The sequence below is a fragment of the Massilia sp. CT11-108 genome (genome assembly GCF_047302915.1).
In the GTDB taxonomy this organism is placed as follows: domain Bacteria; phylum Pseudomonadota; class Gammaproteobacteria; order Burkholderiales; family Burkholderiaceae_D; genus Telluria; species Telluria orientalis.
The window spans coordinates 1-19388 of record NZ_JBKYMO010000054.1; the positions used below are offsets into that span (position 1 = coordinate 1).

The following is a 19388-nucleotide window of genomic DNA, read 5'->3' on the forward strand; positions in this document are numbered from 1 at the left end:
AGCAGCGCGAGCTGCAGGTCGCCGGCCTGCCACAGCAGCAGCCCGACGAAGACGGCCGCGCCGAAGCCGTACGTGGCCAGAGCGAGCGGCTTCGGTGCCGCCTGCTCGCGCCGGATCACGCGGTTGTGCGGCACGTTGCGCAGCTGGAGCACAGGCGGCAGCGCGAAGCCCACGAGCAGCAGCATGCCGGTGGCGATGCCCTGCAGCGCGGGCAGCAGCGACACGGGCGGCAGCTCGGTGGGAACCAGGCCTTTCACCATCTCGAGCAGCACGAAGTGCGCGCCGAAGCCGACCAGCACCCCGAGCACGCTGCCCGCGAGGCCGACGATGACGAATTCGATGAGGAACAGCGCGCCGACCTCGTTCTGCGTCATGCCGAGGCAGCGCAGCATCGCGCAGGCGTCGAGGTGGCGCTGCATGAAGCGGCGCGCGGCCATCGCGACGGCCACCGCGGCCAGCATTGCCGACAGCAGGCCGACGAGCGACAGGAAGCGCTCGGCGCGGTCGATCGTCGAGCGCATTTCGGGACGGCCGTTTTCCAGCGTCTCGATGCGCACGCCGCGCACGTTGTCCGCCGCGATCCGGCCGCGCAGCCAGCGCTCGTAGCCGGCGATCGCGGCCTGGTCGTTCGGCGACTTCGCCGCCACCTGCATGCGGTACGTGACGCGCGCATAGTTGTCGACGAGGCCAGTCGCTTTCAGGTCGGACAGCGCCAGCATCACGCGCGGCGCGAAATTGGCGAACGAGGCGCCGCGGTCCGGCTCCGACGCGATCAGGCGCGCGACCTTGAAAGGCTTGTCGCCGAGCTGGATCGTCGAGCCGACCTTGATCCGCAGCGGCGGCAGCAGGTTGACGTCGACCCATACCGTGCCCGGCGCGGGGGTGTCGTGCGTGATGTCGCCGAGGGCTTCGCTCGCATCGAGCGTGCTCGTCGTCACGCGCATGGCGCCGCGCAGCGGATAGGTCGTCGACACGGCCTTCACCGACGCCAGCAGCGCCTGCGACGCATCGCCCTGCCCGGACTGCGCCATGCTGGGGAACGTCACCGTGTCGGCCAGCAGCAGGCCGCGCCGCGCCGCCTCGTCGCGCCAGTCCTGGCGCAGCGGCTGGTCGGCGTTGACGAGCAGGTCGGCGCCCAGCAGCTGGCGCGCGTCGCGGTTCAAGCCCGCGCGCATGCGGTCGACGAAGAAGCCGACGGCCGCCAGCGCCGACACGGCGACCACCAGCGCCACCAGCAGGAACCGCAATTCGCCGGCACGCCAGTCGCGTGCGGTCATGCGCAGGGATTGGATCAGCATGGCGGTTACGCGGCCTGTGCGGCGTCGAAGAAGGCGTCCACTTCGGCCAGGTACGCGCGCTTGCGCTCGGGCTCGAGGAAGGCGGCGGCGAAGCTGTTCTTCGCCAGTTGGCGCGCGTGATTCACGCCGAGCGGCAGTGCGTCGAACGCGGCCAGGTAATTGTCGTTGATATAGCCGCCGAAATAGGCCGGGTCGTCGGAATTCACGGTGGCGGCGAGGCCTTCGTCGAGCAGGCGGCGCAGGTTGCTGTCGCCCATCACGTCGAACACGCGCAGCTTGATGTTCGACAGCGGACACACGGTCAGTGCCATCTGTTCGCGCACCAGGCGCGCCGTCAGGTTGGCATCCTCGAGGCAGCGCACACCGTGGTCGATGCGCTCCACGTTGAGCACATCGAGCGCACTCTCGATGTACGCCGGCGGCCCTTCCTCGCCCGCGTGCGCGACGAGGTGCAGGCCGAGGTTGCGGGCGCGCTCGAACACGCGCGCGAATTTTTCCGGCGGGTGGCCCACCTCGGACGAGTCGAGGCCCACGCCGATGATCTTGTCGCGGAACGGCAGCGCTTCTTCCAGCGTGGCAATGGCTTCTTCCTCGGACAGGTGGCGCAGGAAGCACATGATCAGGGTGGCGCTGATCGGCCCGTCCTGGCAGGCGCGCCAGATGCCGTCGACGACGGTCTGGAACGGCGCGCCGCGCGCCGTGTGGGTCTGCGGGTCGAAGAAGATCTCCGCATGGCGGACGTTGTCCGCGGCGGCACGGTGCAAGTAGGCCATCGTCATGTCATAAAAGTCCTGCTCGGTCAGCAGAACACTTGCGCCTGCGTAATATATATCCAGGAACGACTGTAGATCGGTGAAAGCGTACGCTTGACGCAACGCTTCGACCGATGCATACGGAAGAGACACACCATTTCTTTGCGCGAGCTCAAAAATCAGCTCGGGCTCGAGCGAGCCTTCGATGTGGATGTGCAATTCTGCTTTCGGCATCGCCTGCAACATATGGCGCAGCTGTTCGTTCAGCATGGGATCTCCGCGTTGAATCGGTGGAATGGAATCAGGCAGCCAGTGTAGCGCATCGATGCAAGCCTCTCATTTCACTGAAGAATTCCTGATATGTCCGTACACGATACGCGTGCGCCACTGCTTAGCAAGATGGTGCACTATTTACTTAACGATTAATAAACATGATCGTGGCTGACGGGATCAAAAGTCTTGGTTGGAAACCATGTCCGAAATACCAAAAAAGGTGTAAAGGCGTGGTTCGCAATGATCTTAAAAAAGGTTATTCCCTTATTCGTTACAAGGACTTGGAAAGGCCGGGTACACGTGCACGACACTGTTTTGACTTCGAGAACTAATAGGCAGATAATAAATTTCATAAGCGTAAGAAGACGCTCTCAGCGGGCGCTAACAAACCGGCGAGGGGTCTCGCCACCAGCCTGGATCCACAACGGCGGGTACCACGAGGCCCCGGTCAAAACCGGATGAGAACAAGAACATCGCCCTTCGTTTTGTGTCAGATCTTCTGACCTCCAAATCCAGACGGCGACCCCAACAAGAACGCTTTGGGGGGATCTCGAAAACCGTCGCGAGCGGCAGCAGTTTTGTTCGAGAAGCGCAGCTGTACGCTGGTACAGCGAGCATCGCAGGACAAAAATGCAACGCGCAGCAGGTTTTCGACGTCCCACCTGCCAAGACCGGGCTTGGGCGGCAATCTCAGTCAGCCGCCAGACGTGATCAGTGTTAGCACATTAGAGGACATTCACATGACCATTTTTGATAACTACGCAGCCCGCTATGAGCGTACCCGGGAAGAGGAATACTCCCTGTCTGAGTACCTTCAGCTTTGCAAAAAAGATCCCCTGACTTACGCCAGCGCTCCCGAGCGCATGCTGGCCGCAATCGGCGAACCCACCCTGGTCGACACCCGCCTCGACCCGCGCCTGTCGCGCATCTTCGCCAACAAGGTCATCAAGGTATATCCCGCATTCCGCGAGTTCTACGGCATGGAGGAAGTGATCGAACAGGTCGTTTCCTATTTCCGCCATGCGGCCCAGGGCCTGGAAGAGCGCAAGCAGATTCTTTATCTGCTGGGACCGGTCGGTGGCGGTAAATCGTCGATCGCGGAAAAACTCAAGCACCTGATGGAACAGGTGCCGTTCTACGCGCTGAAAGGCTCGCCGGTGAACGAATCGCCGCTCGGCCTGTTCAACGAGGACGAGGACGGCGCCATCCTCGAAGAGGACTACGGCATCCCGCGCCGCTTCCTGCGTGCGGTCCCGAGCCCGTGGGCAGTCAAGCGCCTGCATGAATACGGCGGCGACATCAGCAAGTTCCGCGTTGTCAAACGCTATCCGTCCATCCTGAAGCAGATCGCGATCTCGAAGACGGAGCCGGGCGACGAAAACAACCAGGACATTTCCTCGCTGGTCGGCAAGGTCGACATCCGCAAGCTGGAAGACTATGCCCAGGACGATCCGGACGCCTACAGCTACTCGGGCGGCCTGTGCCTGGCGAACCAGGGCCTGATGGAATTCGTCGAGATGTTCAAGGCGCCCATCAAGGTCCTGCACCCGCTGCTGACGGCCACGCAGGAAGGCAACTACAAGGGCACCGAAGGCTTCGGCGCGATCCCGTTCGAAGGCATCATCCTGGCGCACTCGAACGAATCCGAGTGGAAGACCTTCCGCAACAACCGCAACAACGAGGCATTCCTCGACCGTATCTATATCGTCAAGGTGCCGTACTGCCTGCGCGTGTCGGACGAGGTCAAGATCTACGACAAGCTGCTGCGCAATTCCTCGCTCGACAAGGCCCCCTGCGCCCCGGGCACGCTGCGCATGATGGCCCAGTTCGCGATCCTGTCGCGCCTGAAGGACCCGGAAAACTCGAGCATCTATTCGAAGATGCTGGTGTACGACGGCGAGAACCTGAAGGACACCGATCCGAAGGCCAAGTCGCTGCACGAATATGTCGACTACGCCGGCGTGGACGAAGGCATGAACGGCCTGTCGACCCGCTTCGCGTTCAAGATCCTGTCCAAGGTCTTCAACTTCGACAACACCGAAGTGGCGGCGAACCCGGTGCACCTGCTGTACGTGCTGGAGCAGCAGATCGAGCGCGAGCAGTTCCCGGGCGAGACCGAGCAGCGCTACATGTCCTATATCAAGGAACACCTGGCGAACCGCTACGTCGACTTCATCGGCAAGGAGATCCAGACGGCCTACCTGGAAAGCTATTCCGAGTATGGCCAGAACATCTTCGACCGCTACGTCACGTTTGCCGACTTCTGGATCCAGGACCAGGAATTCCGCGATCCGGACACGGGCGAAAGCTTCGACCGCGAAACGTTGAACGCCGAGCTCGAGAAGATCGAGAAACCGGCCGGCATTTCGAACCCGAAGGATTTCCGCAACGAAATCGTCAACTTCGCGCTGCGCGCGCGGGCGACGAACGGCGGCAAGAATCCTGCGTGGACCAGCTATGAGAAGTTCCGCACCGTGATCGAGAAGAAAATGTTCTCGAATACCGAGGAACTGCTCCCGGTGATTTCGTTCAACGCGAAAGCCAGCGCGGAAGATGCAACCAAGCATGCCGACTTCGTGGCCCGTATGGTCGAAAAAGGCTATACGCCCAAGCAGGTCCGCCTCCTGTGCGAGTGGTACCTTCGTGTAAGAAAGTCTTCGTAAAGCATGGGGGGCTCGATAAACCTACTGCGCGTCGCCTGGGCGGCCTGCGATGCTCACCGTACCGAAGGTACGGCTGCGCTTCTCGGCCACCCATGCTTCCGCTCGCTACGGTTTCTCGAGCCCCGTGAAGCATAACGGTATGCACACTTGCGGCCCACCAAATCCGTAACACCCAAACACGTTACGGCGCGGCGAGTTAAGATAAGGGACCGGGAAGGAATCCGGCCCGCCGCGACTTTCAGCAGGAGGCCTGTTTTGACTTACCTCATCGACCGACGCTTGCAGGGCAAGAACAAGTCTGCGGTCAACCGCGAACGCTTCTTGCGCCGCTATAAGGCGCAAATCAAGGATGCGGTGGGCCGGGCGATCAAGGGTCGCTCGATCACCGACGTAGAGAATGGCGAGAAGGTCTCGATTCCCGTCAAGGACGTGAGCGAGCCGCATTTCGGACACGCCCATGGCGGCGTGTGGGAGACCGTCAACCCCGGCAACACGGAATACCAGAAAGGCGACACGATCAACCGCCCCCGCGGCGGTGGCGGCGGCGCCGGACGCGGCCGTGCGGGCAACAGCGAGCAGACGACCGAAGACGATTTCATCTTCGAGCTGTCCCGCGAAGAATTCATGAATTACTTCTTCGAAGACCTCGAGCTGCCGAACATGGTCAAGACGCAGTTGACCCAGGTCGTCGAATACAAGAACCAGCGCGCCGGCTACAACATCTCCGGCACGCCGTCGAATATCCACGTGCTGCGCTCCCTGCGCGGCGCGCTCGGCCGGCGCATCGCGGTGGGCGGTCCGTCCCGCAAGCAGTTGACGGCGCTCGAGCACCAGTTGCGCGACCTGCGCGAACAGGGTGCGGAGGACGACGATCCGCAGGTGATCGAACTGAAGCACAAGATCCACCACCTGCACACGCGCCTGCTGGCGATCCCGTTCATCGACCCGATCGACCTGCGCTACAGCAACCGCATCAAGATCCCGAAACCGTCCACGGCAGCCGTCATGTTCTGCATCATGGACGTGTCCGGATCGATGGATGAAAGCCGCAAGGACACCGCCAAGCGCTTCTTCATCCTGCTGTACCTGTTCCTCAAGCGGGTCTACGAACATATCGACGTCGTCTTCATCCGCCACCACACGGCGGCGGCCGAGGTCGACGAAAACGAGTTCTTCCACTCGCGCGAATCGGGCGGCACGGTCGTGTCGTCGGCGCTGCACCTGCTGAACAAGGTCATCACGGAACGCTACAGCAACGGCGACTGGAACAGCTACGTGGCCCAGGCCTCGGACGGCGACAACTGGGACAACGACTCCGTGCTGTGCAAGCAGATCCTGACAAACGCAATCATGCCCATGGTCCAGTACTACACGTATGTCGAGATCACCGACGGCCCGCCCCAGAACCTGTGGGAGCAGTACGCCGAGGTGGCGGCCGATCACCAGAACTTCGCCATGCAGAAGATCGTGACGCCGGCGGACATCTATCCGGTGTTCCGCGAATTGTTCAAGAAGCAGCCCAAGTAGCGAGGCCCGCTATGCCAAGAGATCCCAACAACCCGCGCGCCCTGCCCGAGCAGTCGGAATGGACGTTCGACCTGATCGAACAGGCGCACGAGGAAATCCGCCGGGTGGCCAGGAAGTTCGGCCTGGACACCTATCCCAATCAGCTCGAGATCATCACGGCCGAACAGATGATGGACGCGTACACGTCCGTCGGCATGCCCGTCTCGTACAACCACTGGTCGTTCGGCAAGCATTTCCTGACGACGGAAAAGAGTTATAAACGGGGCCAGATGGGCCTCGCCTACGAAATCGTCATCAACTCGAATCCCTGCATCGCCTATCTGATGGAGGAAAACAGCCTGACGATGCAGGCGCTCGTGATCGCGCACGCGGCGTATGGCCACAATTCCTTCTTTAAAGGCAATTACCTGTTCCGAACCTGGACCGATGCCGACGCCATCGTCGACTACATGGTCTTTGCGAAGAACTATATCGCCGAGTGCGAACAGCGGCACGGCATCGACGCCGTCGAGGAATTGCTCGATTCCTGCCACGCGATCCAGAACTATGGCGTGGACCGGTACAAACGGCCGGCCAAGCTGTCGGTCGCACAGGAAGCGGCGCGCCAGAAAGAGCGCGAGGAATACATGCAGTCGCAGGTCAACGAGCTGTGGCGCACCTTGCCGCGGCGCGAGGAACAGATCAAGGACCAGCCGCCGCCCCGCTTCCCGCCCGAGCCCGAGGAAAACCTCCTCTACTTTATCGAGAAGTACGCCCCGCTGCTCGAACCGTGGCAGCGCGAGCTCGTGCGGATCACGCGCAAGATCTCGCAGTATTTCTACCCGCAGCGCCAGACCCAGGTCATGAACGAAGGCTGGGCGACCTTCTGGCACTACACGATCCTGCAGGAGCTCTATAAAGAAGGGATCGTCGGCGACGGGTTCATGCTGGAATTCCTGCAGAGCCATACGAACGTCGTCTACCAGCCACCGGCCACGAGCCCCTATTACAATGGCATTAACCCGTATGCCCTCGGGTTTGCGATGATGACGGACATCAAGCGCATCTGCGAAGAGCCGACGGACGAGGACAAGGCCTGGTTCCCGGACATCGCGGGCAGCGACTGGCTCAAGACGCTCGACTTTGCGATGCGCAATTTCAAGGACGAGAGCTTCATCGCCCAGTACCTGTCGCCCAAGCTGATCCGGGAATTCCACTTCTTCGCCGTGCTGGACGACGACCGCAGCGACAAGCTGACGATTTCGGCCATCCACGACGAGGCCGGATACCGCTACGTCCGCCAGCAGCTTGCCGATCAGTACAATATCGGCAATCGCGAGCCGAACATCCAGGTCTGGCAAGTCAACACGCGGGACGACCGTGCGCTGACGCTGCGTCACACCCAGTTCCAGCGCCGCCCCCTGAACCAGCAGGCGCATGAGGTCCTGAAGCACGTCGCACGGCTGTGGGGCTTCGATGTGCGCCTCGAGACCGTTGACCCATCCGGGCGTGTCGTGAGCAGTCTGGAGTGCCGTCGCGAGAAGCGCGCGCGTTACTGACCTTCCGGCCCGCGCTACTCGGCGCGGGCATTTTTTCTTCCATCCTGTTGACATCATCTTCCCCTTGTGATGTAGTTCAACTAACATCTGACGTGGTGAATGAGCCATATCAAGTGCCTGTATCGACATAAGGACTTGTTATGACTGGCCCCTTTTATCCAGGGTCAAAACCGCTTCAACAGTACGCCCTCTCGCTTGGAACTTCGATATAGTTGGCAGAAACGCCATGATTCTTTCTTATGATATTTGCTGAGCTGCAAAATAGACATGGAAAATTCGGTGTTTTGAGGGCAGCAGCCTTATCTTCCACACATTATGAAAGGGGTCCGCTCAACATTGCAAAACAACTAACTTCCACCTCCATCGGCATACCCGCGCCCCTTCTTTATTGATCACTTTCTTTGCCTGTTTTTACAGACAAATAGGCTCTCTTTGAGGGCGTAAAAATGTATGTGCAAAAAAGAATTCGTAGGTATAATTCGCCGATGTCCCGGATGCGGCTCTTAGCTTTTTGTCGTGTTTTGTGGGTTTAGTAGCAACAAAAAAAGGTTGGTATTGGAGAAAGCAGGATGAATTTTTCGCATGAGAAGAACCCCGGGAAGAATTTGACTGGTATCGCCGTTGTCATCGTCTTGCACCTGGTCGTTGCTTACGGGATCGTTACTGGTCTCGGCAAACGCATGGTCAGCAAGATGGCCGAGGCAGTGGAGACCAAGATCATTGAAGACGTAAAACCGCCGCCACCTCCGGAGACGCCGCCCCCGCCGCCGCCGCCGGAAATGAAGGCGCCGCCTCCGCCGTTCATCCCGCCGGTGGAAGTGCAAGTGCAAACCCCGCCGCCGCAGCAAAATGTGATCGCTAACACGACGCAGGCGAAACCGGCGACGAACGAAATCGTGAAGGCACCGCCGGCGCCTCCGACACCGGCACCGGTAGCCAAGCCGGCCGGTCCGGCCCGCACCCCGGCAGTCGCAGACTTCAATACGTGCTCGAAGCCGGAATATCCGAAGTCGTCGCTGCGTAACGAAGAAACGGGTGTGTCGACCATCTCGTTCCTGATTGGTTCGGACGGTGGTGTGAAGGATTCCAAGGTCACGAAGTCCAGCGGCTTCCGCGACCTGGATAAGGCTGCTCAGGTGGCACTGGGCAAGTGCCGGTTCAAGCCGGCAACTGAGAACGGCCAGGCCATCGAGTCCTGGCAGCCGGTTCAGTACGTCTGGACGCTGGAATAACCAGAGACAGCGTATCGTCTCAAAAGCATGATTTTCGTTGTTATTAGTTCAGCGAACTGTTCATTTTAAATTTTTGGAGGAAGCATGTTTAAGAATACCCGTTTGTCCGCTACCGTAGCGGCTCTCCTGTTCTCGGTCACTGCGGCATCGGCACTGGTGTCCGCTCCGGCCTTCGCCGACGCTCCGGCCTCGGCAGCAGCGAGCGCACCGGCAGCGGCACCGGCGGCTGACGCAGCAGCACCGGCAGCCGACGCTGCCGCTTCGGCACCGGCAGCGGCTCCGGCAGCTGGCGGCGAAGCCAAGAAAGAAGAAGTCGAGAACCCGTTCGGTATCCAGGCTGTGTGGGAAGGCGGCGTCGTCTCGCGTATGACCCTGATCATCCTGGCCATCATGTCGATGGGTTCCTGGTACATCATCGTCACCAAGCTGCTGGACCAGATGAAGATCTTCAAGCAGTCGAAGGAAACCAACCAGAAATTCTGGAAAGCACCGTCGATCGCTGCCGGCTCGGCTCAACTGACCGATGGCTCGCCGTTCCGCTTCATCGCTGAAACCGGCACCAAGGCAACCCAGCACCACGACGGCGCCCTGCTCGAGCAGATCGACCTGTCGACCTGGGTGACCATGCAGATCCAGCGCGCCGTGGACAAAGTCCAGTCGCGTCTGCAGGATGGCCTGTCGTTCCTGGCAACCGTCGGCTCGACCTCGCCGTTCATCGGTCTGTTCGGTACCGTCTGGGGTATCTACAACGCACTGACCAACATCGGTATGACCGGTAACGCGTCGATCGACAAAGTGGCAGGTCCGGTGGGTGAAGCACTGATCATGACCGCATTCGGTCTGTTCGTTGCAGTTCCGGCCGTTCTGGGCTACAACTGGCTGGTCCGTCGTAACAAGACCGCAATGGAAGACGTCCGTTCGTTCAGCGCAGACGTGCACTCGGTCCTGATCTCGGGCGCAATGCACACCTCCGAAGCTGCACGTGCTCAAGGCGCCGCTGCTAAAAAGGTTGGCTAAACCATGGGCATGAGTGTTGGCTCCGATAGCGGAGATGAAGATGCAGTGATGTCAGAGATCAACACCACGCCCCTCGTGGACGTGATGCTGGTTCTCCTGATCATCTTCCTGATCACCAGCCCGGTTGTCCTCCACCTGCAGAAGATTAACCTGCCGATCGAGACCAACCAGGTTGTCAAAACCACGCCGGAAGACGTGAACATCGTCGTCAACAAAGATGGCGAGATGTACTGGAACCAGAAGCACCTGGCCAACACCGACGAACTGTTCGATTTCCTGGCCAAGGAATCGGTGAAAGTGCCCCAGCCGGAAGTGAAGATTCGTGGCGACCAGCAAACGCGCTACGAATTCATCGGCAAGGTGTTGTACACGGCCCAGCGTGCCGGGATTCAGAAGGTCGGTTTCATCACCGAACCGCCTGATAAGGGCTGATCCACCAGGACGCAACCCGCCAGCGTGATAGCGGTTTCGACCGCTGTCACGCTGGTTTCCCAAGATTTGAAAGGAAACACCATGGGTATGAACGTTGGTTCGTCCGGAGCTAAAGGAGCAGATCCGGAACCGATGATGGAAATGAACATGACGCCGCTGATCGACGTCATGCTGGTGCTGATCATCATGATGATCATCACCATTCCAAAGCAAAACCATTCGGTTAACTTGAACATGCCGGTTGGCAATCCGCCGCCGCCGACCAAGGAACCGGTAGTGATCACGATCGACGTGGACTTCGACGGTACCGTCCTCTGGGACAACCAGCCCGTCCCGGATCGTGCCACCCTGGAAGCGAAGCTCGCCAATGTGGCAGCCCAAGCTGATCAGCCGGAAGTGCATCTGCGTCCGAACAAGCTGGTCGAGTACAAGGTTGTCGCTGGCGTGATGGCATCGGCCCAGCGTCTTGGTGTCACCAAGATCGGTATGGTCGGTAACGAACAGTTCCAGTAATCGCTTTGGCTATAATGAACACGGCAGGGTTTCCCTGCCGTGTCTATTTTGAATGAGAGAATTTCGATAATGGCTAAATTCCGCCTCGCACACCTCGGCCTCGTAGTGGCCGCCCTCGGATTCACCGCCGCCGCTCCCGTGGTCGGCCTGGCCCCGGTCTACGCCGCGGAGGTCCTCCGCCCCGAAATCGGCAAACCGCTGCAGGAAGCCGCGCAGCTGATTAAATCGGGCAAGAACAAGGAAGCCTTGGCCAAGCTGCGCGACCTCGACAAGGTCGGCGGCAAGTCGGCCAACGAAACCTACCTGATCGAACGCACCCGTGCCGGTGCCGCATCGGCCGCCGGCGATTACGACACGGCCGCCAAGGCCTTCGAATACCTGATCGGCTCCGGCAAGCTGAACGCGACCGAAAAAGCCCAGTTCTCGGAAGGCCTGATCGGCATCTACATGCGCGCGGGCGACCTGGGCAAGGCCAACGCCGCCATCGAACGCCAGCTGAAGGAGCGCGACGATCCGAAGCTGCGCGCCTACCTGATGCAGAACTATTACAAGCAGGGCAACATCCAGGCACTGGAGAATGAACTGCGCGTGGCCGAGAAGAGCGGCCGCCTGAGCGAAGACCAGCTGGGCATGCTGGCCAACATCCAGCTCAAGAAGAACGACAAGGCCGGCTACGTCAACACCATCGAGAAACTGGCCGCCAACTATCCGAAGGCCCAGTACTGGACCGACCTGCTGAACCGCGTGCAGAGCAAGCCGGGCTTCTCGGGCCGCCTCTCCGTGGACATCTACCGCCTGAAGCTGGCCAACGGCCTGCTGAAGAAACCGAGCGAATACATGGAAATGGCCCAGCTCGTGCTGCAGGCCGGCGCGCCGGCTGAAGCCCTGAAGGTCATCGACAAGGGCTACAAGGCAGGCGCACTGGGCACCGGCCCGGACGCCGCGCGTCACCAGCGCCTGAAGGACCTGGCCGAAAAGAGCCTTGCCGACCAGAACAAGAACCTGGCCGCGACCGAAGCGCAGCTGATCAAGGACGCCGACAACGACGGCCTCGCATCGCTGGGTTACGCACTGGTCCAGTCCGGCCAGGCCGACAAGGGCCTGAAGATGCTGGAAGCCGCGTCGAAAGCCAAGGACCTGAAGCATCCGGAAGACGTCAAGCTGCACCTGGGCGAAGCCTACGCCGTCGCCGGCAAGAAGCAGCAAGCCATCAACACGCTCAAGACCGTCCGCGGTACCGATGGCACGGCGGAAGTGGCCCGTTACTTCATCATGGCGATCAACAAGCCGATCTCCGGCTGATCTCCCTGCCCCGGGCTGAACAAAAAGCGCAGTCTGCGTCACGCAGGCTGCGCTTTTTTTATTGGGGGGCAACGCTACCTCATCCGCAGCGGCAAAGGCGTTGCGCTGTGCAACATGCCCTTTGCCGTATAATCTGGTATTTCGCCTAGAAGCACGAACCATCCAATGAAGGTATTTCGCGGACTTCCCAACGACAGGGCACGCGCGCCCTGCGCGCTCACGATCGGCAACTTCGACGGTGTCCACCGCGGGCACCAGGCGCTGCTGGCCCACGTGACCGCGAGCGCCCGCAAGCTCGGGCTGGAAGCCGCCGTGATGACGTTCGAACCTCATCCCCGCGAATATTTTGCGCAGCGCAGCGGCGACCTGTCGAAGGCGCCGGCCCGCATCGCCAACCTGCGCGACAAACTGGAATCGCTGGAACACGCCGGCGTCGACCGCGTCATCGTCGAACACTTCAACGAGCACTTCGCCTCGATGTCGCCGGACGAATTCACGCGGCGCGTGCTGGTCGACGGCCTGCACGTGAAATGGCTGATGGTCGGCGACGACTTTTGCTACGGCGCCCGCCGCGCCGGCAACGTCGCCCTGCTGGCCGAAGCCGGCCAGCGCTACGGCTTCGAAGTGCACAGCCTGCCGGCCGTGCTGCACGACTCCACCCGGATCTCGTCCTCGGCCGTGCGCGCCGCGCTCGCGGCCGCCGATTTCGACGCCACGCGCGCCCTGCTGGGGCACCCGTATTCGATGTCCGGCCACGTGATCCACGGCCAGAAACTGGGCCGCACGCTGGGCTTCCCCACGCTGAACCTGCGTGTCGCCCACCGCCCTGCCCTGGCCGGCATCTTCGTCGTGCAGGTGCACGGCCTGGCCGACCAGCCGCTGCCGGCCGTCGCCAGCCTCGGCGTGCGTCCGACCGTCGAGGACGCGGGCCGCATGCTGCTGGAAGTCCATGTCTTCGACTGGAACCAGCCCTGCTACGGCAAGCTCGTGCGCGTGGAATTCCTCACCAAGCTGCGCGACGAAGAAAAATACGTCGACCTTCCCACACTGACGGCCGCCATCGAGCGCGACGCCCAGCAGGCACGCGCCTGGTTCGCCCAGCGCGCCGGCGCCCTCACGGCCACCGACCGAATTTGACCGGGACTTTTGCAGTCCCGACGACGCCAAGGACGGCGTAACAGCGTGCCGTCCCGTCATCACGAATAACAGCAGTCCACTTTAGAAATCACCATGTCCGATACCAAGCAAGGCCAGAAAGGCCAACAAGGCAACAAGAAGCCGGAGAGCAAATACCCGGTCAACATGACCGACACCCCCTTCCCGATGCGCGGCGACCTCGCCAAGCGCGAGCCGGGCTGGGTCAAGCAATGGCAGGACAAGAAGATCTACGAACGCGTCCGCAAGGCGGCCGCCGGCCGTCCCCGATTCGTCCTGCACGACGGTCCGCCGTACGCGAATGGCGACATCCATCTGGGCCACTCGGTCAACAAGATCCTCAAGGACATGGTCGTCAAATCGCGCACCATCGCCGGCTTCGACGCGCCGTACGTGCCGGGCTGGGACTGCCACGGCATGCCGATCGAGATCCAGATCGAAAAACAGTTCGGCAAGAACCTGCCGACGGCCGAGGTGCTGCAAAAGGCACGCGCCTACGCGCTCGAGCAGGTCGACCGCCAGCGCGCCGGCTTCATCCGCCTGGGCGTGCTGGGCGAGTGGGACAATCCGTACCTGACGATGAATTTCAGTAACGAGGCGGACGAGCTGCGCGCGCTCGGCACGATGCTCGACAAGGGTTATGTGTATCGCGGCCTGAAGCCCGTGAACTGGTGCTTCGACTGCGGCTCGGCGCTGGCCGAGGCGGAAGTGGAATACCAGGACAAGCGCGACCCCGCGATCGACGTCGGCTTCCCGTTCGCGGAACCGGACAAGGTCGCGCAGGCGTTCGGCCTGGACGCGCTGCCCGCGGGCGACGGCTTCATCGTGATCTGGACGACGACCCCGTGGACGATCCCGTCGAACCAGGCTCTGAACGTGCATCCGGAAGTGACGTACGCGCTCGTGAAAGCCGATCGCAACGGCCAACCGATCCTGCTGATCGTGGCGAAAGACCTGGCCGAAAGCGTCCTGCAGCGCTACAAGCTGGAAGGCGGGATCGTCGCCACGACGACCGGCGACAAGCTGGGCGGCCTCCGCTTCAAGCACCCGCTGCACGCGGCCGATCCGTTCTACGACCGCACGTCGCCCGTCTACCTGGCCGAGTACGTGACGACCGACAGCGGCACCGGCGTCGTCCACTCCGCGCCGGCCTATGGCCTGGAAGACTTCCAGTCCTGCAAGGCGCACGGCATGAAGGACGACGAGATCCTGAAGCCCGTGATGGGCGATGGCCGCTTCGCCAGCACGCTGCCGCTGTTCGGCGGCATGACGATCTGGGAAGCATCGAAGCCGATCTGCAACGCCCTGTCCGAAGCCGGCGCCCTGTTCGAGCTGAAGATGTTCGACCACAGCTACATGCACTGCTGGCGCCACAAGACGCCGATCGTCTACCGCGCGACGAGCCAGTGGTTCGCCGGCATGGACGTCAAGCCGAAGGACGGCGGCCCGACCTTGCGCGAATCCGCGCTGGCCGGCATCGCCGAGACGCAGTTCTTCCCCGACTGGGGCCAGGCGCGCCTGCAGGGCATGATCGCCAACCGTCCGGACTGGACCCTGTCGCGCCAGCGCCAGTGGGGCGTCCCGATGGCCTTCTTCCTGCACAAGGAAACGGGCGACCTGCATCCGCGCACGCCCGAGCTGCTGGAGCAGGTGGCCAGGCTGATCGAACAGGGCGGCATCGACGCCTGGCACAAGCTCGACCCGCGCGACCTGCTGGGCGATGAAGCCGCGATGTACGAAAAGAACCGCGACACGCTGGACGTGTGGTTCGACTCGGGCACGACGCACCAGACCGTGCTGCGCGGCTCGCACGCGGCGCAGTCGCACTTCCCGGCCGACCTGTACCTGGAAGGCTCGGACCAGCACCGCGGCTGGTTCCACTCGTCGTTGCTGACGTCGTCGATGCTGAATGGCCGTCCGCCGTACAAGGCGCTGCTCACGCACGGCTTCACCGTGGACGAACATGGCCGCAAGATGTCGAAATCGCTCGGCAACGTGCTGTCGCCGCAAAAGATCAGCGACACGCTGGGCGCCGACATCCTGCGCCTGTGGGTCGCGTCGACCGACTATACGGGCGAACTGGCGCTGTCCGAAGAGATCCTGAAGCGCGTGACGGAGGCATATCGCCGCATCCGCAACACGCTGCGCTTCCTGCTCGCGAACACGTCGGACTTCGATCCGGTCAAGAACGCCGTGCCGGCGACCGAGCTGCTCGAGATCGACCGCTACGCGCTGGCCGAGACCGCGCGCCTGCAGGATGACGTGGCCAAGCACTTCGAACGCTACGAATTCCACCCGGTCGTCGCGCGCCTGCAGAACTTCTGCTCGGAAGACCTGGGCGGCTTCTACCTCGACATCCTGAAGGACCGCCTGTACACGACGGGCGTGAACTCGCACGCGCGCCGCTCGGCGCAGACCGCGCTGTGGCACATCGCGCATTCTCTGCTGCGCATCATGGCGCCGATCCTGTCGTTCACCGCGGAGGAAGCGTGGGCCGTGTTCGCGGGCGAGCAGGCCTACAAGGACAGCGACGAGACCATCTTCACGCAAACCTTGTGGACCTTCCCGGCGATCGCGGACGGCACCGCGCTGCTGGACAAGTACGCGCTGCTGCGCGCCGTCCGTGCCGACGTCACCAAGCAGCTGGAAGAAGTGCGCGCATCCGGCGCGATCGGCTCGTCGCTGCAGGCGGAACTGGCGCTCAGGGCCGCCGGCGACAAGTACGCGACGCTGGCCAGCCTGGACGACGACCTGAAGTTCGTGTTCATCACGTCGCAGGCGACCGTCGAACAGGTCGCCGACGCCGCGGCGGAAGCCGTCACCGTGACGCCGTCCGCGGCCGCCAAGTGCGAGCGCTGCTGGCACTACCGCCGCGACGTGGGCCATGACCACGCGCATCCGGGCCTGTGCGGCCGCTGCACGAGCAACCTGTTCGGCAGCGGGGAACAGCGCCGCTTCGCCTGACGTACCAGCGCCCCGGGCCGCGTGCCCGGGGTTTTACCTTTACGACCATCGACATGGCCAGCAAAAAAAAACCAACATTCTCCGCCGTCTCGTCGCGCTCGGGCGGCAGCCTGACCCCGTGGCTCGGCATCGCCTTCATCGTCATCCTGCTCGACCAGATCAGCAAGATCACCATCACGCGCACCTTCATGCACGGCGAAGAGAAGTCCATCACGAGCTTCTTCAACCTGGTCCTCGCGTATAACAAGGGGGCCGCGTTCAGCTTCCTGTCCGACCAGGGCGGCTGGCAGCGCTACCTGTTCGCCGGCATCGCCATCGCGGCCGTCGGCTTCATCATCTACCTGCTGCGCAAGCACGCGGGCCAGCGCATGTTCTGCTGGGCCCTCGCGCTGATCATGGGCGGCGCCCTCGGCAACCTCGTCGACCGCGTCGCCTACGGCCACGTGATCGACTTCCTCGACTTCTACTGGCGCGGCGTCGGCCACTTCCCGGCTTTTAATATCGCGGACACCGCGATCACGATCGGCGCCTTCCTGTTCATCATCGATGAGCTGCGCCGCGTGAACAAACACTGAGCACGGAGGAACCATGAGCATGGACCTGAAGGGCAAGAAGATCGTCCTCGGCCTGTCCGGCGGCGTGGCCTGCTACAAGGCTGCGGAACTGTGCCGCGCGCTCACCAGGCAGGGCGCGCACGTGCAGGTCGTGATGACCGAGGCGGCCACCCATTTCATCGGCACCGTGACGATGCAGGCGCTGTCCGGCCGCGGCGTGTTCACGGACCAGTGGGATGGCCGCATCCCCAACAACATGGCGCACATCGACCTCACGCGCGATGCCGACGCCATCCTCGTCGCGCCCTGCTCGGCCGACTTCCTGTTCAAGCTCGCGCACGGCGCCACCGACGACCTGCTGTCGACCCTGTGCCTCGCGCGCCCGCACCACGTGCCGCTGCTCGTCGCACCGGCGATGAACGTCGAGATGTGGGAAAAGGCGCCCACGCAGCGCAACGTCGCGCAGCTGCGCGACGACGGCGTCTGCATCCTGGGCCCGGCCGCCGGCTCGCAGGCCTGCGGCGAGACGGGCATGGGCCGCATGCTCGAACCGGACGAACTGCTCGAGGAACTCGTCGCGTCGTTCCAGCCGAAGCTCCTGGCGGGAAAACGCGTGCTGATCACGGCCGGTCCGACGTATGAAGCGATCGACCCCGTGCGCGGCATCACGAACCTCTCGTCCGGGAAGATGGGCTATGCGATCGCGCGCGGACGTCACGCTCGTCTCCGGACCGACGTCGCTGCCCACCCCGCATGGCGTGCGCCGCATCGACGTGCAGAGCGCGCGCCAGATGCTGGACGCCGTCATGGCCGCCGTCTCCGGCCAGCACATCTTCGTGGGCGTGGCGGCCGTCGCCGACTGGCGCGTGGACAATGCCAGCGCCCAGAAGATCAAGAAGGACGGCAGCGGCGACGCCCCGCAACTTCACTTCGCGCAGAACCCGGACATCCTCGCGACCGTCGCCGCGACCACGTCGCTGAACGGCTGGCCGTATTGCGTCGGCTTCGCGGCCGAATCGGAAAACCTGATCGAATACGGCGCGGTGAAACGCGAGAAAAAAGGCATTCCTCTGCTCGTGGGCAATATCGGCCCGCAGACGTTCGGGCAGGATGAGAATGCGATCGTGCTGTTCGACGAAAGCGGCCACACGGTGCTCCCGCGCGCGACCAAGCTGGAACTGGCGCGCCAGCTCGTTTCCGAAATTGCCAAGCGTCTGGAACAACGTTCGCTGCTGGCCTGATTCACCCGTACCACACAAGCACTCCATGAAGAATATCGACCTGAAAATCCTCGACCCGCGCATGAAGGACTTCCTGCCGGCCTATGCCACCGCCGGCAGCGCCGGCCTCGACCTGCGTGCCTGCGTCGAGGCGCCCATGACCATCGTCCCCGGCGAGACGGTGCTGGTGCCGACCGGCCTCGCCATCCACATCGGCGATCCGGGCTATGCGGCGATGATCCTGCCCCGTAGTGGACTCGGCCATAAGAACGGCATTGTTCTGGGGAATCTGGTAGGCTTGATCGACTCCGATTACCAGGGCCAGCTGATGGTCTCGACCTGGAATCGCGGCCAGGCCACGTTCACCCTGCAGCCGATGGACCGCCTGGCGCAGCTGATCGTGGTGCCTGTCATGCAGGTGGGCTTCAACGTCGTGGAGGATTTCGCAACGAGCGACCGGGGCGCAGGAGGATTCGGCTCCACCGGCAAACAATAAACTATGAGGAGCACATGACCGGACATCTTCGTCAGCGCCCCGCGGGTTTCAGGACGACCGCGCTGGGCATCACCGCAGCCCTGCTGCTGTCGGCCTGCGCCACGCAGGCACCGCGTCAACCGTCGGCCACGCCGCGCGTCACCGAACGCCCCGTCGAAGCTCCGGCCCTGAGCCCGCAGATGGCCGCCGCCGCGGACACCCTGACGAAGATGGCGGCCCTGCAGGAGCGCCTGTACAAGGTCGCGGCGCCGCTACTGATCCAGAATGCCGAATTGTGCAAGGGCCAGGCGCGCAACCTCCTCGGCTTCACGGCGAAGAACCGCTGGTCCTATCCGGGCGAATACAACGAAGCCGCGCACGTCGCCTTCGGCATGGACGAACGCCTGCAGGTGACCGACGTGCTGGCCGGCAGCGGCGCCGCGCGCGCCGGCCTGCAGGAGGGCGACGTGCTG

Annotated in this window: 14 protein-coding genes and 2 pseudogenes; 14 read left to right on the forward strand and 2 right to left on the reverse strand. The window is 62.5% G+C overall.

Going from position 1 to position 19388, the window contains the following annotated elements; translation table 11 throughout:
* Positions 1-1298, reverse strand: a 1298-nt coding sequence (locus tag ACEN88_RS07395) for an ABC transporter permease (protein WP_413338368.1), incomplete at its 3' end; no start/stop codon positions are given.
* Positions 1299-1303: 5 nt separating this feature from the next.
* Positions 1304-2320 carry an adenosine deaminase gene (locus ACEN88_RS07400; RefSeq protein ID WP_413338369.1) on the reverse strand — a complete coding sequence of 339 codons (1017 nt, stop codon included), beginning with the start codon at positions 2318-2320 and terminating at the stop codon, positions 1304-1306.
* A gap of 743 nt (positions 2321-3063) precedes the next feature.
* Between ACEN88_RS07400 and ACEN88_RS07405 the strand changes: the two genes are divergently transcribed.
* The 14 genes and pseudogenes from ACEN88_RS07405 to ACEN88_RS07470 form a co-directional block, all read left to right on the forward strand.
* Entirely contained in the window at positions 3064-4986 is a 1923-nt protein-coding gene (locus ACEN88_RS07405; RefSeq protein ID WP_036233941.1) for a PrkA family serine protein kinase, read from the forward strand.
* Positions 4987-5241: 255 nt separating this feature from the next.
* The gene (locus ACEN88_RS07410; RefSeq protein WP_413338370.1) at positions 5242-6513 is read left to right on the forward strand and encodes a YeaH/YhbH family protein; all 1272 of its coding nucleotides are present in this window, start codon (positions 5242-5244) and stop codon (positions 6511-6513) included.
* An 11-nt stretch (positions 6514-6524) separates the two neighbouring features.
* A complete protein-coding gene (locus ACEN88_RS07415; protein WP_025511494.1) occupies positions 6525-8051 on the forward strand; it encodes a SpoVR family protein in 1527 nt (508 codons plus the stop codon).
* A 569-nt stretch (positions 8052-8620) separates the two neighbouring features.
* Complete coding sequence (locus tag ACEN88_RS07420) at positions 8621-9283, forward strand: energy transducer TonB (protein WP_056136155.1); 663 nt, start codon at positions 8621-8623, stop codon at positions 9281-9283.
* 84 nt (positions 9284-9367) lie between these two features.
* The gene (locus ACEN88_RS07425; protein ID WP_413338373.1) at positions 9368-10300 is read left to right on the forward strand and encodes a MotA/TolQ/ExbB proton channel family protein; all 933 of its coding nucleotides are present in this window, start codon (positions 9368-9370) and stop codon (positions 10298-10300) included.
* A gap of 3 nt (positions 10301-10303) precedes the next feature.
* The gene (locus tag ACEN88_RS07430; RefSeq protein WP_371767846.1) at positions 10304-10732 is read left to right on the forward strand and encodes an ExbD/TolR family protein; all 429 of its coding nucleotides are present in this window, start codon (positions 10304-10306) and stop codon (positions 10730-10732) included.
* Positions 10733-10813: 81 nt separating this feature from the next.
* A complete protein-coding gene (locus ACEN88_RS07435) occupies positions 10814-11245 on the forward strand; it encodes an ExbD/TolR family protein (RefSeq protein WP_200948779.1) in 432 nt (143 codons plus the stop codon).
* A 69-nt stretch (positions 11246-11314) separates the two neighbouring features.
* On the forward strand, positions 11315-12547 hold the full coding sequence (locus ACEN88_RS07440; protein WP_413338375.1) for a tetratricopeptide repeat protein: 1233 nt from the start codon (positions 11315-11317) through the stop codon (positions 12545-12547).
* 165 nt (positions 12548-12712) lie between these two features.
* Positions 12713-13684, forward strand: coding sequence for a bifunctional riboflavin kinase/FAD synthetase (locus ACEN88_RS07445; protein WP_413338377.1), 972 nt, complete (start codon positions 12713-12715; stop codon positions 13682-13684).
* 93 nt (positions 13685-13777) lie between these two features.
* Entirely contained in the window at positions 13778-16666 is a 2889-nt protein-coding gene (ileS, locus tag ACEN88_RS07450) for an isoleucine--tRNA ligase (RefSeq protein WP_413338379.1), read from the forward strand.
* Positions 16667-16719: 53 nt separating this feature from the next.
* Entirely contained in the window at positions 16720-17241 is a 522-nt protein-coding gene (gene lspA / locus ACEN88_RS07455; protein WP_413338381.1) for a signal peptidase II, read from the forward strand.
* Positions 17242-17260: 19 nt separating this feature from the next.
* A pseudogene (gene coaBC / locus ACEN88_RS07460) lies at positions 17261-18461 on the forward strand (bifunctional phosphopantothenoylcysteine decarboxylase/phosphopantothenate--cysteine ligase CoaBC).
* A 25-nt stretch (positions 18462-18486) separates the two neighbouring features.
* Positions 18487-18936, forward strand: coding sequence for a dUTP diphosphatase (gene dut / locus ACEN88_RS07465; RefSeq protein WP_413338383.1), 450 nt, complete (start codon positions 18487-18489; stop codon positions 18934-18936).
* A 14-nt stretch (positions 18937-18950) separates the two neighbouring features.
* Positions 18951-19388: pseudogene (locus ACEN88_RS07470) on the forward strand (peptidase M48); the annotation flags it as partial.